Annotated in this window: 11 protein-coding genes and 1 pseudogene; 7 read left to right on the top strand and 5 right to left on the bottom strand. The window is 69.7% G+C overall.

Going from position 1 to position 16,005, the window contains the following annotated elements; all coding sequences use genetic code 11:
- The first annotated feature begins 106 nt into the window (after positions 1-106).
- From PCQ86_RS15170 to PCQ86_RS15140, 7 genes and pseudogenes are all read left to right on the top strand, one after another.
- Positions 107-484, top strand: coding sequence for a YkvA family protein (locus PCQ86_RS15170; RefSeq protein ID WP_103737410.1), 378 nt, complete (start codon positions 107-109; stop codon positions 482-484).
- 78 nt (positions 485-562) lie between these two features.
- Positions 563-1,435: a methylglyoxal synthase gene (locus PCQ86_RS15165; RefSeq protein ID WP_015913994.1), complete on the top strand. Its 873-nt coding sequence runs from the start codon at positions 563-565 to the stop codon at positions 1,433-1,435.
- Positions 1,407-3,683, top strand: coding sequence for a penicillin-binding protein 1C (gene pbpC / locus PCQ86_RS15160; RefSeq protein WP_270175455.1), 2,277 nt, complete (start codon positions 1,407-1,409; stop codon positions 3,681-3,683). Before PCQ86_RS15165 ends, pbpC begins: the two co-directional genes overlap by 29 nt.
- 195 nt (positions 3,684-3,878) lie before the next feature.
- The gene (locus tag PCQ86_RS15155) at positions 3,879-5,078 is read left to right on the top strand and encodes an alpha-hydroxy acid oxidase (RefSeq protein WP_270174119.1); all 1,200 of its coding nucleotides are present in this window, start codon (positions 3,879-3,881) and stop codon (positions 5,076-5,078) included.
- A 157-nt stretch (positions 5,079-5,235) separates the two neighbouring features.
- Complete coding sequence (locus PCQ86_RS15150) at positions 5,236-6,171, top strand: DMT family transporter (protein ID WP_196995771.1); 936 nt, start codon at positions 5,236-5,238, stop codon at positions 6,169-6,171.
- 216 nt (positions 6,172-6,387) lie between these two features.
- Entirely contained in the window at positions 6,388-7,545 is a 1,158-nt protein-coding gene (gene dinB, locus PCQ86_RS15145) for a DNA polymerase IV (RefSeq protein WP_270175454.1), read from the top strand.
- A 137-nt stretch (positions 7,546-7,682) separates the two neighbouring features.
- Positions 7,683-9,239 (top strand): annotated as a pseudogene (locus tag PCQ86_RS15140) (methyl-accepting chemotaxis protein).
- Positions 9,240-9,360: 121 nt separating this feature from the next.
- Here PCQ86_RS15140 and queF read toward each other — a convergent pair.
- From queF to PCQ86_RS15115, 5 genes are all read right to left on the bottom strand, one after another.
- The gene (gene queF / locus PCQ86_RS15135) at positions 9,361-10,206 is read right to left on the bottom strand and encodes an NADPH-dependent 7-cyano-7-deazaguanine reductase QueF (protein ID WP_270174118.1); all 846 of its coding nucleotides are present in this window, start codon (positions 10,204-10,206) and stop codon (positions 9,361-9,363) included.
- Between the two features lie 58 nt (positions 10,207-10,264).
- Positions 10,265-11,134 carry a 2OG-Fe(II) oxygenase gene (locus tag PCQ86_RS15130; protein WP_270174117.1) on the bottom strand — a complete coding sequence of 290 codons (870 nt, stop codon included), beginning with the start codon at positions 11,132-11,134 and terminating at the stop codon, positions 10,265-10,267.
- A gap of 23 nt (positions 11,135-11,157) precedes the next feature.
- Positions 11,158-11,544 carry a hypothetical protein gene (locus PCQ86_RS15125; RefSeq protein ID WP_011806411.1) on the bottom strand — a complete coding sequence of 129 codons (387 nt, stop codon included), beginning with the start codon at positions 11,542-11,544 and terminating at the stop codon, positions 11,158-11,160.
- Positions 11,545-11,575: 31 nt separating this feature from the next.
- Positions 11,576-12,358, bottom strand: a complete 783-nt coding sequence (gene yaaA / locus PCQ86_RS15120; RefSeq protein ID WP_270175453.1) for a peroxide stress protein YaaA — start codon at positions 12,356-12,358, stop codon at positions 11,576-11,578.
- Between the two features lie 147 nt (positions 12,359-12,505).
- Positions 12,506-15,583: an Rne/Rng family ribonuclease gene (locus tag PCQ86_RS15115; protein WP_270174116.1), complete on the bottom strand. Its 3,078-nt coding sequence runs from the start codon at positions 15,581-15,583 to the stop codon at positions 12,506-12,508.
- Positions 15,584-16,005: the final 422 nt, after the last annotated feature.

Here is a 16,005-nt window from a genome sequence, read left to right as displayed (position 1 = left end):
GTCGTCACCCGATCCCAGTGGGGTTTTGATGTACATCAAGCCATTTCCGCGCGGGGCAGCTCGTACGATGCAGCCCTTTGGATGAATCACCCCGCCTGAACACGCCATGGGACTGCTGCAAACCGCCAAGCAATGGGCGCGTGCGCTCAAGCGCGACGTGCTCGTCGTCTATTTGGCTGCGCGCGACCCCCGTACCCCCTGGGCGCTGCGCCTGCTGGCGCTGGCCGTGGCCGCCTATGCGCTGAGCCCCATCGACCTGGTGCCCGATTTCATTCCCGTGTTGGGCTATCTGGACGACCTGCTCATCGTGCCCCTGGGCCTGGCGCTGGTGCTGCGCCTGCTGCCGCCGCCGGTGCTGCTGGCCGCGCGCGAGCGTGCCGCGCGCATGCTGGCACGCCCGCGCAGCTGGCTGGCCGCGGCGATCATCGTCATGCTGTGGGTGCTGCTGGCTGTGCTGCTCTTCGCCTGGTGGCGTGGTCGGTAAGGCCGCGGCAGCGGTGGCGTGTGCGGCTGCGACTATGCTCGGCAGTTGTCCCTCTTCTTCGTCTGAAAGCCTTTGCACATGCTGATGGGTCTAGCCGCCAACCGTTTGCACCACCATACCGAAGACGGGGCGCTGTTCGCCTTCCTGCGCGCCTGCGAGGCGGGCATACGCGAACTGCGGCTGGGCCTGCACACCGTGGGCCGCACCCATGATGCGATCGCCGCCGCCGGCATGCTGCAGGGCTACCGGCCGCTGGTGCGCTACCCCTATGGGCGCGAGGGCGGGCTGATGAAGCTCGTGGCCGAGGTGGTGGGCATGCCCGAGCCGGGCCGCACGCTGGACGGCGCCATCTACCTCATCGACCCGGTGGACCCGTCGTCCATCTTCCCGGAGGCGCTGGCGCTCAAGCGCCAGTGCGTGATCCACGGCAAGCCGTTCCTGTCCACGGTGGCCAGCGCGCGCGACTGGGTGGAGATGGAGCGCATGCATGCCGGCCTGCCGGCCGACCGCAACGCCGACCGCTTCCATGACTACGGCGCGCAGACGCTGGCATTGATCGCGCACGATGCGATGAAGTCCGCCATGCTGGACTTTGCGGCGCGCAACTTCGAGCTGCTCTCGCGCTTTCGCCAGCGCGTGGCCACGGGCACCACGGGCCAGCGCCTGAACGAACTGGCCTGGGCGCGCGGCTGGCCCGCCGATACGCCCTGGGTGCAGCGCTTCAACAGCGGCCCGCTGGGCGGCGACGCGCAGATTGCCGACTGGGTGCTGCAGCGGCGCTGCCACCGCGCCATCTTCTTCGAGGACCCGCACGTGGCGCGCCAGCACGAGGCCGACATCCAGTTGCTGGAGCGCGCCGTGACCACCGCCACGCACGACGCGGTATGCACCACCTCGCCGCAGGTGGCGCAGCGCTGGTGTGATGCGGCCGCACTGCGCGCCACGCGGTGACGCGCCTGTGAGGTGGCGGCGCGCCCTCGCGGCGGCGTGTCTGGCGCTGGCCAGCACCGTCAGCCTGGCGCTGCCCACGTTCGATGAGGTGCGCGCCGATTTCCGCTCGTCCGAGACCCTGGTGCTTTCGCGCGAGGGCGAGGTGCTGCAGCGCCTGCGTACCGACGCCACCGTGCGCCGCGGCCAGTGGCTGGGCCTGGCCGATGTGTCGCCCGCGCTGCGCCAGGCGCTGGTGCTGAGCGAGGACCGGCGCTTTTACGAGCACAGCGGCGTGGACTGGGCCGCGGTGTCGGCCGCCGCCTGGGGCAACCTGTGGAACCAGCGCACGCGCGGCGCCAGCACGCTGACCATGCAGCTGGCGGGGCTGCTCGACGGCCCGGATGCCGATTTCTTGCGCCAGGGCCCCGGTGGGCGCAGCGTGCCGCAGAAGCTGGGGCAGGCCGTGGCCGCACAGGTGCTGGACCGACGCTGGCGCAAGGACCAGATCCTGGAGGCGTACCTGAACCTGGTGCCGTTTCGCGGGGAGATCGTGGGCATCGACGCGCTGGCGCGCACGCTGTTCGGCAAAGCCGCGCACGGCCTGGATGAGCGCGAGGCCGCCGTGGCCGCGGCCCTGGTGCGCGCGCCCAATGCGCGGCCCGCATTGGTGGCCCGGCGCGCCTGTGGCGTGCTGCGCGACATGCAACGGGCGGGCCACAGCGGCGCGCAGGGTGCCGATTGCGACGCGCTGGACCTGTTCACCACCGCCGCGTTGCAGCGCCGCGCGTTCGACGCCAGCCAGGGCATCGCGCCGCACTTTGCGCGCCAGCTGCTGCGCCAGGGGGCGCGCATGCCGTCGGGCAGTGCGCAGCAGCGCGTGCGCGCCACGCTCAGCGCGCCGCTGCAGCGCATGGCGGTGGACACGCTCACGCGCCACCTGCGCGAGCTGCGCGGGCGCAACGTGGAAGACGCCGCGCTGGTGGTGCTGGACAACGCCACGGGCGAGGTGCTGGCCTGGGTGGGCTCGTCCGGCCCCTTGAGCCAGGCGGCCGAGGTGGATGGCGTGCTGGCCCTGCGCCAGCCCGGCTCCACGCTCAAGCCCTTCCTGTACGCGCAGGCGATTGCCGAGCGGCGGCTCACGGCCGCCTCGCTGGTGCACGATTCGCCCGCGCACATCGCCACCGCCGGCGGGCTCTACATCCCGCAAAACTACGACCGCCAGTTCAAGGGCTGGGTGTCCGCGCGCACCGCGCTGGCCGCCTCGCTGAACGTGCCGGCGGTACGCACGCTGGTGATGGTGACACCCGACGCCTTCTTCGAGCAACTGCGGCGCCTGGGCCTGCCGCTGCCGGAATCGGGCGGCTATTACGGCTACAGCCTGGCGCTGGGCAGCAGCGAGGTGCCGCTGCTGCACCTGACCAATGCCTACCGTGCGCTGGCCAACGGCGGGCGCCTGAGCCCCGTGGCCTATGCGCCTGCGCAGCGCCCGGCGTTCACGCCGGCGCTGGATGCCGGCGCGGCCTTCATCGTGGGGGACATCCTGTCGGATGCCAACGCGCGCGTGCGCACCTTTGGCACCGACAGCGTGCTGGCCACGCGCTTCTGGACGGCGGTGAAAACCGGCACCAGCAAGGACATGCGCGACAACTGGGCCGTGGGCTGGTCGCAGCGCTACACCGTGGGCGTGTGGGTGGGCAACGCCAGCGGCGCCGCCATGCATGACGTGAGCGGCACCAGCGGCGCAGCGCCCATCTGGGCCGAGGTCATGGGCTGGCTGCACCGCAGCACGCCCAGCCGCGCGCCGCGCCCGCCACAGGGCCTGGTGCGGCAGGCGGTGCGCTTCGGGCCGGGCGACGGTGGCCAGCCGCTGGAGGGTGCGCGGCAGGAGTGGTTCATGGGCGGCACGCAGCAAGCGTTATTTGCTATCGAAAGTGAAGCTGGTGGCGCAAGCGAGACGGGCGTTACAGGCACAAATGATGCAAGTCCTGAGGCGGTAGCGGCGCGCATCCTGGCGCCGGCGTCGGGCACCGTGGTGGCGCTGGACCCGGACATTCCGCCCGCGCACCAGCGCCTGCAATTCACGGCGGGCGGTGTGGGCCGCGCGGCGGTGCGCTGGCGCATCGACGGGCGGATGGCCGGCAGCGGCGCGCAGTGGGCATGGCTGCCTTGGCCGGGCCGCCACCGCGTGGAGCTGATGGACGCCCAGGGCAAGGTACTGGACCAGGTGCAGATCGAGGTGCGCGGCGCGGGCGTGCGCGCGCGGCGCTGACGCAGCGGCACGTGCGAGCCCGGTGCCTGGTGCCCGCGCCCGCGCCCGCGCTGCAAAATTTTCACAGCGCGCTCAAATCCTTCAAGCACGCGGCGCCGGGCTGGGACTACGATCCACGCTTTTCCGTCAACGCACTCACCAAGAGCCTGCCGGACTGGGAAGGCACCGGCCATTCGCTGGCGCTCCAGGCGCGGCATGCTCGCACAGCCCGAGGGATTTGCCGTGGCCGACCTGTCCAAAATCACCTGCATCGAAGACCTGCGCGTGGTCGCTGAACGCCGCGTGCCGCGCATGTTCTATGACTACGCCGACTCGGGCGCCTGGACCGAGGGCACCTACCGCGCCAACGAAGACGATTTCCACCCCATCAAGCTGCGCCAGCGCGTGGCGGTGAACATGGAAGGGCGTACCACGGCCACCACGCTGGTGGGGCAGCAGGCCAAGATGCCCGTGTGCATCGCGCCCGTGGGGCTCACGGGCATGCAGCATGCCGACGGCGAGATCCACGCCGCGCGCGCGGCCGAGAAGTTCGGCATTCCGTTCACGCTGTCCACGATGAGCATCTGCTCCATCGAGGACATTGCCGAGAACACCAGCGCGCCGTTCTGGTTCCAGCTGTACATGATGCGCGACCGCGATGCCATGGCCCGCATGATCCAGCGCGCCAAGGACGCCAAGTGCAGTGCCCTGGTGCTCACATTGGACCTGCAGGTGATCGGCCAGCGCCACAAGGACATCAAGAACGGCCTGACCGCGCCGCCGAAGCCCACGCTGGCCAACATCATCAACCTCATGACCAAGCCCCAGTGGTGCCTGGGCATGGCCGGCACGCGCCGGCGCACCTTCCGCAACCTGGTGGGGCATGTGAAGGGCGTGTCGGACATGAGTTCGCTGGCCGCCTGGACCAACGAGCAGTTCGACCCGCGCCTGTCCTGGGCCGACGTGGCCTGGGTGAAGGAGCAGTGGGGCGGCAAGCTGATCCTCAAGGGCATCATGGTCGAGGAGGACGCGCGCCTGGCCGTGCAGCACGGCGCCGACGCCATCGTGGTCAGCAACCACGGCGGGCGCCAGCTGGACGGCGCGCCGTCCGCCATCCACGCGCTGCCAGCCATCGTGGATGCCGTGGGCTCGCAGACCGAGGTGTGGATGGACAGCGGCATCCGCAGCGGCCAGGACGTGCTCAAGGCCTGGGCGCTGGGAGCGCGCGGCACCATGATCGGCCGCGCCATGGTGTACGGCCTGGGCGCATTCGGCGAGGCGGGCGTGACCAAGGCGCTGCAGATCATCCACAAGGAGCTGGACGTGACCATGGCCTTCTGCGGCCACACCAACATCCAGAACGTGGACCGCTCCATCCTCGTGCCCGGCACCTATCCCACCGCGCCGCAGAGCTGACGCGTACTATTGTCTTAATAGCTGCTGGCGCTTGGTAGATAAGCGCTGGCGGCCGATTTGGCGTCGGGTATTCAGGATGGCCATCGCCATGGGCTGAGGCGCCCCTCGCCAATCGCAGGGGCTGCGCGGCGATGGCGCTGGCTATGCTCGGCGGCGCATGACCTCCTCCCTGACCGCCGTTGCACCCTGGCTCTGGGTGCCCGTGGTGCTGTTTGCCGCGCTGGCGCAGACCGTGCGCAACACCGCGCAGCGCTCCCTGACCGCCGAGCTGGGCACGCTGCCCGCCACGCTGGTGCGCTTTCTCTACGGCCTGCCGTTTGCCGGCGTGTGGCTGGCGTTGCTGTACGCCTGGCCCGCGCAGCCGCCGGCCGTGCCGCATTTCAGCGCCGCCTACCTGGGCTGGATCGCGCTGGGCGCGTTCTTCCAGATCGCGGGCACGGCCTTCCTGCTGCTGGCCATGGCCGAGCGCAACTTCGCCGTGGCCGTGACCCTGTCCAAGACCGAGGTGCTGCAGGTGGCGCTGTTCGCCAGCGTGTTCCTGCACGAACTGCCCACGCCGCTCGCGCTGCTGGCGATGGTGGTGGCCACGCTGGGCGTGCTGCTGCTGTCGCTGCCCCCGCGCGGACAGCTGCTGTCGCCTGCGGCCTGGCTGAGCCGCCCGGCCCTCTATGGCCTGGCCTGCGGCGCCAGCTTTGCGATCGCCTCGGTGGGTTTTCGCGGCGGGGCGCTGGCGCTAGGGGCCGAGACGCCGTGGCTGTCGGGCGCCTGGGGCGTGCTGATCGCGCAGACGCTGCAGACGCTGGGCCTGGGCGCCTGGGTGGCGCTCAAGAACGAGCGGGGCCTGGCGCCGCTGTGGCCGGCGTGGCGCATGTCGCTGGTGGCGGGCAGCATGGGTGCGGCCGCGTCGCTGGCGTGGTTCACCGCCTACGCCATGCAGACCACGGGCGCCGTGCGCACGCTGGGCATGGTGGAGGTGGTGTTCAGCTACCTGGTATCGCGCCGCCTGTTCAGCGAGTCCTTCACGCGGCCCGAGAAGATCGGCATGGCGTTGATGCTGGTGGGGTTGGTGCTGACCTGCCTACAGGGCGTGTGAAGAGAAACATCCCCTGAGTCGCTTCGCGCCTTCCCCCCGCTCTCGCATTGCCGCGCAATGCGGGCAGGGGGACGCCACCAGCGCGGCGGGGCGGCCCTTGCGCGGTGGCCCACGCCGGGGGGCGCGCCAGTTTCCTAGGCGGCACGACTCGCGCAGCGCGCGACAATTGCGGCCGTGACCGCTACTGCCTCTGATCGCCGCATCGCCCACCTCGACATGGATGCGTTCTACGCCTCCGTCGAACTGCTGCGCTACCCGCAGCTCAAGGGGCTGCCCGTGGTGATCGGCGGCGGCCGCCGCCCGCAGGACGAAGCGCTGGCCGCTGCCTACGCCGGGCGGCCGGGGGATATTCCGGTGGCGGCGTTTGCGCTGCTGAAGGACTACGCGGGCCGCGGTGTGATCACCACCGCCACCTATGCGGCGCGCCAGTTCGGCGTGGGCTCGGCCATGGGGCTGATGAAGGCCGCGCGCCTGTGTCCGCAGGCCGTGCTGCTGCCGGTGGACTTTGCTGCCTACCGTCGCTACTCCAGGCTTTTCAAAGAGGTAATCCTCTCCATCGCGCCGGTCATGGAAGACCGCGGCGTGGACGAGGTGTACATCGACTTTACGCGAGTAGCGGGCGGCCAGCGCGACGGCGGGCGGGTGCTGGCGCGGCTGATCCAGAAGAGCATCTTCGACGCCACGGGGCTGACCTGCTCGATCGGCGTGGCGCCCAACAAGCTCATCGCCAAGATGGCGAGCGAGTTCAACAAGCCCAATGGCATCTCCATCGTGCAGCCAGGCGACCTGCAAGACCTGATCTGGCCGCTGGACTGCCGCAAGATCAACGGCGTGGGCCCCAAGGCCGAGGCCAGGCTGCTCGCCCACGGCATCCGCACCATTGGCGAACTGGCCCAGCGGCCGCTGCCGTGGCTGATGCAGCAGTTCGGGCGTTCCTACGGTGCCTGGCTGCACGACGCGGCCTGGGGGCGCGACGAGCGCGCGGTGGTGACCGAGAGCGAGCCCGTCTCCATGAGCCGCGAAACCACCTTTGAGCGCGACCTGCACGCGGTGCACGACCGGGCCGAACTGGGCCGCATCTTCACCGCACTGTGCGAGCAGGTGGCGGGGGACCTGCAGCGCAAGGGCTACGCGGGCCGCACCATCGGCATCAAGCTGCGCTACGACGACTTCAAGATCGCCACTCGCGACCAGACGGTGGCGGACTTCACCCAGGACGCGGCCACCATCCGCCGCGTGGCGGGCCTGTGCCTCAAACGCGTGCCCTTGACCAAGCGCCTGCGCCTGCTGGGCGTGCGCGTGGGCAACCTGCTGCCCCAGGCAGCCGTTGCCCAGCAGGCGGCGGGTTGGGGCGAAAGCGCGCCGTTGTTCTGATGGGGTCGGGATGTCGCACCATGTTGGTGCGAATTTGCTTGACGTAAATCTAGGGGGTAATTCATAAAAGTTACACTCGTTTACTCACATTCCTGACGGCCCCGCAGAGGGGCCGTTCGTCCTTTCAGAGGTTCTGCATGCGTGTGAACGTCCCGGTCACGGGGCCGCGGGTATGACTATCCCGCCGATGAGTTGCTGGTGTCTCTCACCAATACCCGGGGTGAAATCACCCACTGCAATCCCGCGTTCGCACGGGTGAGCGGCTATTCCCATGAAGAACTCATGGGCCAGCCGCACAACCTCGTCCGCCATCCCGACATGCCCCCGGCGGCCTTCAAGGACCTGTGGTCCACCATCGGCCGCGGCAAGCCCTGGACGGGGCTGGTCAAGAACCGCCGCAAGAACGGCGACCACTACTGGGTGCGCGCCAACGTGGTGCCGGTGCTGGAACGCGGCAAGCCCGTGGGCTACATGTCGGTGCGGGTGAAGCCATCGGCCGACGAGGTGGCCGCGGCCGACTGTATGCGCGCATGCGCGCCGAGGCCCAGTCCGGCCGCGTCACGCTGGTGCTGCGCGAGGGCGAGTTGCTGCACGCCGGCCCACGCGGCTGGGTGGAGCGCCTGGTACGCCTGGGCCTTACGGCACACATGGCCCTTACGTTGGCGGTGCTGTCCATCGCCGTACTGTTGCCCGACGTGCTGGGCCTTGCGGGCTGGGCGGCCGTGGCGTGGCGGGCTGCCGCGCTGGGGCTGGGCGCGGGCGTCATGCTGAACTACATTCACCGCCACTTCTCGACCGCGCTGGAGGAGGCCGAGCGGTTTGCCGGCGACATCGCGGGCTGCAACCTGGCCACCACGGCGCGCACCGACTATTCGGCGTCGCTGGGAGCGCTCATGCGCCGTCTGGTGCAGATCCAGATCAACCTGCGCGCCGTGGTGGGCGATGTGCGCAACGAAGTGCAGGGCTTTTCTGCCGCCGCCACGCAGGTGGCGCAGGGCGGACGCGAACTGTCGGCGCGCACCGAAGCGCAGGCCGGCAGCCTGCAGCAGACTGCGGCCGCCATGGAGGAACTGGCCAGCACCGTGGCCCACACGGCGGATGCGGCGGCGCAGATGGCGAGCGAGAGCGAGCGCAATACGGCCGTGGCCAGCCGCGGCGGCGCCGCCATCGCCGAGGTGGCGCAGTCCATGGAGCACATCCGCCGCTCGTCGGCGCGCATGGGCGAGATCATCGGCGTGATCGAGAGCATTGCCTTCCAGACCAACCTGCTGGCACTCAACGCCGCGGTGGAGGCCGCGCGCGCGGGCGAGCAGGGCCGCGGCTTTGCCGTGGTGGCGGGCGAGGTGCGCGCGCTGGCGCAGCGCAGTGCCACCGCCGCCAAGGAGATCAGCGGCCTGATCGGCCAGACGGTGGATGGCATCGCCGATGGCAACCGGCGCATGGCGCAGGCGGGCCGGACCATCGACGAGATGGTGAACGCGGTGCGGCGCGTGAGCACCCAGGTGCAGGAGATCACGACCGCCACGCGCGAGCAGTCCGAAGGCATCGGCCAGGTGAACGAGGCCATCGTCCAGCTCGACAGCGTGACGCAGCAGAACGCCGCGTTGGTGGAGGAGTCGGCCGCCGCGGCCCAGGCGCTGCGCGCAGGCGTGACCTCGTTGGGCCGCAGCGTGGATGTGTTCCGCCTGGGCTGACGGGCCGTCCAGCGCGTGGCGCTTTCGGTGAAAAGGCACGCGCGGCTACTGGCTGCATGGGGCCGTGGCGGTGCCGGGCCGTGCGCTGCTACGAGCGCGCTGCTGCCATGCGATTGCCGCTTTATTGCCGCGCGGTGCGCACGTTGCGCGGCAGCTGCTGCGGGTGGCTGGTGCGCAGGGGGTTGATGTCCAGGCCGCCGCGGCGTGTGTAGCGCGCGTACACGGCCAGCTTGATGGGGCGGCAGCGCGTCCAGATGTCCATGAAGATGCGCTCCACGCACTGCTCGTGGAATTCGTTGTGGTTGCGAAAGCTCACCAGGTACTGCAGCAGGCCGGCCTGGTCGATCTGCGCGCCGCTGTAGGTGATCTGCACGCTGCCCCAGTCGGGCTGGCCGGTCACCAGGCAGTTGCTCTTGAGCAGGTGGCTCACCAGCGTCTCGGTCACCGGGGCCTCGTCATGGTGTGCGGCCAGCAGCTCGGGCGCGGGCTGGTAGCGCGTGCATTCCACGTCCAGGCGGTCCAGCAGCAGGCCGTCCAGCTCGTGGATGGGCTCGCGGTCGAAGGCCTCGGGCAGCAGCAGCGTCACGCCCACGGTGCCGGGATGCTCGGCGCCGCGCCACACGGCCTCGCTCACGTCAGCGCGGATGCGCGCACGCACTTCGGCCTCGCTGGCAAAGCGGGTGTTGTTGAAGCTGTTCAGGTACAGCTTGAACGACTTGCTCTCGACGATGTGGGGCGTCTCGCAGGGCACGGTGATGTGGGCGAGGGCCACCTGCGGCTTGCCGCGCAGGTTGAGCCAGGACAGCTCGAACGCCGTCCACAGGTCCGCGCCGAAGAAGGGGGCGTTGCCGTCGATGCCGATCTCGGCGCGCTTGTCCGCGCGCGGGATGGGAAACAGCAGCGACGCGTCGTACTGGTCGGCATAGGCCGAGGCCTTGCCGAGCTGGGAGTGTTCCGGGGTGTTCATGGTGTGCTATGGATTGGATAGCTGCTAGCGCTTGTCGAATAAGCGCTAGCGGCCCATTTCATTTGAATTCCCGTTCGCGCAGCCATTTGGTGGCGATCCACTTCTCGCCCTCGATCACCGAGGCGCCGCCGTGCAGCGTGCGCGTGCTGGGGTGGGGCCGCTCGTAGCTGAAGAACACCGCATTACCCTGGCGCGGCGCCACCTCCAGGGGCACGTCGGGGAAGGTGGTGCCGCCGCCCTTGCGCGGGTTGTTCAGGTAGATCACCAGCGTCGCCACGCGCTGACCGCCGCGGCGCACGATGGTGGAGGTGCCGGGCTGGTCGGGGTCGAAGTAGTCGTAGTGCGGCTTGTATTCCGCGCCGGGGCGGTAGTGCAGCACCTGCAGGCCTTCGCCGTTCTGGATGGGCCAGCGCACCAGGCGGGCGATGCGCTCTTCCAGCCGCTGCACCACGGGCGTCTCGCCGCGCTGAAAGAACATGCCGTCGCTGGTGCGGTCCGCGTTCACCTCTTCGCCGCCGGTGGTGGTCTGCACGGTGAGCGAGCGCGCCATGCGTGGCTGTGCAGCATCGATGATGGCCTGGCATTCCTCGGGCGACAGCAGGTTGCCGAACAGCACCACGCGCGGGTGGGCCATCGACATCAGCACCTCGACCTGGCGGTCGCCCACGTCGATGAAGAGCGGCGCGTCGGCGATGTCGGGCTCGGGCACCGGCACGGCGGGCGGCAGGCCTTGCGGCTGCGCCGCGCCGTCCAGATGCGCGCGCAGTACCTCCTCCACCGCGCGCACGGCAACGCTATCGGCCCAGCCCGCGTTGCGCATGGCCTCGATCAGTGCGGGCGTGGCGATGCCGGCGCCGGACTGGTCGAGGATCCACTGGCGCAGCTCGGGCGTAACGGACTGGGAGGAGGCGAAGCTGTGATCTGGCATGGGCTTTCGTCGGGGCAAGGGTTTCAGGTGCGCTTGAGGCCCAGCACCTGCAGTTCGGCATCGCTCAAGCGCGACAGCACGTCGCTGCGCAGCGTCTGCAGGCGCTGGTGGTGGCGAAAGTCCAGGTCTACACCCTGCAGCGGCTGCACGCCGTCGGACGCGAGCGCATAAGCCTCGCCGGCCGTCTCGTTCACCAGCAGCCACATGCGCCGCACCTGGCCCCGCTGGCCGCCATGCGTGTGCTGGGCGGCAAACGCCTCCGCATCGGCGCGCCGGGTGAAGGTGGCTTTCAGGAATTCTTCGCGCATGAACGTGATCCACACGCCCCAGCCTTCGCGCACGGTGGCCTCGAAGGGCTGGTCGACGGCCTGGGTGGCGGGATAGTGCGCGGTTTCGACGGCGTGGTTCATGGGGGGCTTCCAGGAAAGGAGGGGAACCCGTCTAGCTGCCGGCGGCGTGGCGGCGGAACACGAGCCGGTCGGGCTGGGACGAGGCCGGGTGGAAAGCATAGCCTTCCAGGTCGAATTCCTCCAGCCGCCGCGGGGTGGCCGCGCGCTGCTGGATGGCCCAGCGCGCCATCAGGCCGCGCGCGCGCTTGGCGTAGAAGCTGATGATCTTGTACTGGCCGGCCTTGTTGTCCTCGAACACGCATTCGATCACGCGCGCCTTGAGCACCTTGCGGTCCACGGACTTGAAGTACTCCTGCGAAGCCAGGTTGACCACCACCGGCGTGGCGTCCGCGGCCAGTCGCTGGTTCAGGTGTTCGGCGATGCGCGCGCCCCAGAACTGGTAAAGGTTGGCGCCGGCATCGGTCGCCAGGCGCGTGCCCATCTCCAGGCGGTAGGGCTGCATGCGGTCCAGCGGCCGCAGCACACCGTACAGGCCGCTCAGGATGGCGACATGCTGCTGCGCCCACTGCAGGTCTTCGAGGGAGAGCGTCTGCGCCTGCAGCCCCTCGTACACGTCGCCGTTGAAGGCCATCACGGCCTGGCGCGCGTTGGTGGCCGTGAAGCGCGGCTGCCAGGCCGCATAGCGCGCCACATTGAGGGCGGCCAGCGGGTCGCTGATCGACATCAGCGCGGCCACTTCCTGCGGCGACTTCTCGCGCAGCACCGCGATCAGGCGCTGTGCGTCGGGCACGAACGCGGGCAGCGTGTGCGGCAGGCCGGCGGGCAGGGGGGTGTCGTAGTCCAGCGACTTGGCGGGCGACAGCAGGAACAGCACGGTCATTACTCCCAATGTGCGAGCTGCCGTGGCTATCAGCTGAATATGCCTCTAAGGCTTATCCATCAAGCGCCAGCAGCTCATTTATCGATAGCGTAAAACGCCACCGGGGGCGTGACGCCCCCGGTGTTCTGCCATGGCGCGGGCTTAGGCGGCCGCGTTGTCCTGGTCGAACGGCAGCTGCATCGCACCCAGGTCGCGGCGGGTTTCCACCAGCACCAGCGGACCTTCATCCAGCACCACCACGGGCGCACGCTCGCGCGGCACGTGGACGGGCTTGGGCTCGGCCGCAATCGCGGCCTGCGCGGCGGCGATCTTCTGGGCGTCGGAATTCACCCATTGCAGGCCCGAAGCCTGCGCCACCTGCTGCAGCGTGTCCACGGGCAGCGTGAATGCCTGCACGCGCGGCATGCCGCCGGTTGCCGGCGCTACCGCGGTGGCAGCCGGAGCCGGTGCGGGCACAGGTGCCGCTGCAACGGGCGCGGGCGCCGGTGCGGGGACTGGCACGGCGGCCGGGGGTGGCGTCACTGCGGCCGTGGCTTCGGGCGCGGCCTGCGGCGCTGCCGCCGGGGCAGATGCCGGAGCGGAGGCGAAATAGCTGCGGCGTGCGGGGGCGGAGTCTTCCTCGGCCGCCGCAGCGGGAGCGGGGAGGTCCAGGTCCATCAGCGGCGCGGCAGGCGCTTCGGCATCGGGCCCGGTGGCGCTGGCCTCGGCATTGCGCGGGCCGCGCTCGCCACGTTCGCGGCGGTCGCGTCCATAGCGGTCGCGCGAACGGCGCTCGCGGCGCTCCTCGCCGGCGGGGGCCTCGGCGCCGGACGTACCGACTTCAGCGCCGGACAGGTCCATGTCCGGCAATGCGGCCAGGGGCGCAGTGTCGGCAAAGTCGGCGCCAGCGGCGGGGGCGTTGGCGTCGATGGTGCGCGGGCCGCGTTCGCGGCGCTCGCCACCGCGCTCACGGCGCTCGCCTCGTTCACCCCGTTCGCGGCGTTCACCGCGCTCGCCGGTGCGTGCCGTGCGCTCCTCGGTCACTGCCACGTCGGCATCGGTCGTGACCGGTGAGTTGGCCAGGTCGGCCGCAGACTGCACGGGCGGCTGTGCGTTGCGCTCACCGCGCTCGCGGCCGCCACGGCCTTCGCGCGGCTCGCGGCGGCTCTCGCCTTCCGCGTGCTCGCCACGGCGTTCGCCGTCGCGGCCATTGCGTGGCTCACGCGGTTCGCGGTTCTCGCGGCCCTCGGCGCTGCGCTCGCCGCCACGGCCTTCGCCACGGCGGCCGCGGCCTTCGCCGCCTTCGCGGTTGCCATTGCGCTCACCGCCACGCTCGCCGCTGCGTTCACCAGTGCGTTCGCCACGGCGACCGCCGCGCTCACCGCGACGCCCTTCGCCGCGTGCGCCGGGTTCCGCGGGCGTCTGCGCGGGGGCGGCCACAGGTGCGGGCGCGGGTGCGGCGCCAAAGCCGAACAGGCTCTTGATCCATGCGAAGAAGCCCTGCTCGGGCGCAGGTGCGGCGGCCGGGCGCTGGGGCGCAGGCGTGGGGGCCGTTGCCGGGCGCTGCTGGCCCTGGCCCTGCGGGCGCGTGGCGCCGCGGGCGGCGCCTTCGGGGCGCGGCTCGGCCACAGGGGCCGGTGCGTCGGGCAACACGCCCTTGATCACGGGCGTCTGCTTGTTGGTGGGCTCCTGCGAGCGGCGCGTGACCTTGGTCTGGTCTTCCTCCACGTCGGCCAGCTTGTAGCTGGCGTCCAGGTTTTCCAGGCGCGGGTCGTCGTGCTTGAGGCGCTCCAGCTTGTAGTGCGGCGTTTCCAGCGACTTGTTGGGGATCACCACCACGGAGACGCGCTGCTTGAGTTCGATCTTGGCGATCTCGGTGCGCTTTTCGTTGAGCAGGAAACTGGCCACCTCCACCGGCACCTGGCAGTGCACGGCGGCGGTGCTGTCCTTCATGGACTCTTCCTGGATCATGCGCAGCATCTGCAGCGAGAAGCCTTCCGTGTCGCGCACGTGGCCGGTGCCGTCGCACAGCGGGCAGCGGATGTGTGCGCCTTCGGACAGCGAGGGCTTCAGGCGCTGGCGGCTCATCTCCATGAGGCCGAACTTGCTGATGGTGCCGAACTGCACGCGCGCGCGGTCCTGGCGCAGCGCGTCGCGCAGGCGGTTTTCCACTTCGCGGCGGTTCTTGCTCTCCTCCATGTCGATGAAGTCGATCACGATCAGGCCGCCCAGGTCGCGCAGGCGCATCTGGCGCGCCACCTCGTCGGCGGCCTCCAGGTTGGTGCGCGTGGCGGTTTCCTCGATGTCGCCGCCCTTGATGGCGCGTGCCGAGTTCACGTCCACGCTGACCAGCGCCTCGGTGTGGTCGATCACGATGGCGCCGCCCGAGGGCAGGGTCACGGTGCGCGCGTAGGCGGACTCGATCTGGTGCTCGATCTGGAAGCGCGAGAACAGCGGTGCGTCGTCGCGGTAGCGCTTGACCTTGCCGGCATGCTCGGGCATGACGTGCGCCATGAACTGGTGCGCCTGCTCGTAGATGTCGTCAGTGTCGATGAGGATGTCACCGATGTCGCTGTTGAAGTAGTCGCGGATGGCGCGGATCACCAGGCTGGATTCCTGATAGATCAGGAAGGCGCCCTTGCCGGCCTTGGCGGCGCCATCGATGGCGGTCCACAGCTTGAGCAGGTAGTTCAGGTCCCATTGCAACTCGGGCGCGGAACGGCCGATGCCGGCGGTGCGCGCGATGATGCTCATGCCCTTGGGGTACTCCAGCTGGTCCATCGCCTCCTTGAGCTCGGCGCGGTCCTCGCCTTCGATGCGGCGCGACACGCCCCCGCCGCGCGGGTTGTTGGGCATCAGCACCACATAGCGGCCGGCCAGGCTGATGAAGGTGGTCAGGGCCGCGCCCTTGTTGCCGCGCTCTTCCTTCTCGACCTGGACGATCAGCTCCTGGCCTTCCTTGATCACGTCCTGGATCCTGGCCTGGCTGGGTGATACGCCCTCGGCGAAATACTGTTTGGAGATTTCCTTGAACGGCAGGAAGCCGTGGCGGTCTTCGCCATAGTCAACGAAGCAGGCCTCCAGCGACGGTTCCACGCGCGTGACGACGGCTTTGTAGATGTTGCCCTTGCGCTGCTCGCGCCCTTCGATCTCGATCTCGTAGTCCAGCAGCTTCTGGCCGTCCACGATGGCCAGGCGCCGCTCCTCGGGCTGCGTGGCATTGATGAGCATCCGCTTCATGATGCAATTCCTTTTCGTTGTGTCGTGGCGGCCCGCGCGCAGCGCTCTCTCAGGGCTGCAGCGGCGCGTACCGCCGGTTCCAAACCAAACAGGCTCTACACGAGCCGGAAATGCCTGGACTGACGCATCGAAACGAGGGAATTGCCGGGATGCACCACGACTGCTGGGTTGGCTAACTCAGCAGGCGGGGTGGTGGCGCGTGGATGGGGGCGAGCCGGTCAGCGCGCAGGCGTGCTACTAAAAATGTAGCTATTGGCGCTTGACCGGCGGGTGTTGGTGGCGATTTGCGTGCACGTGGCAAAGGCTGACGCCCTCGCCACAATGACACCATCCATGCCAGCAACACCCACATGATTTTCGCTTTGATCCGCTGGCCGCAGTGCCCGGGTGGGGTGCGCGGCCAGCTTGGGATTCCGTAGATT

The organism is Diaphorobacter sp. ED-3 (genome assembly GCF_027625375.1).
Lineage (GTDB): Bacteria > Pseudomonadota > Gammaproteobacteria > Burkholderiales > Burkholderiaceae_C > Diaphorobacter > Diaphorobacter nitroreducens.
Note: the sequence above shows the minus strand (reverse complement) of the source record. Positions and strands in the feature narration are given on the sequence as shown.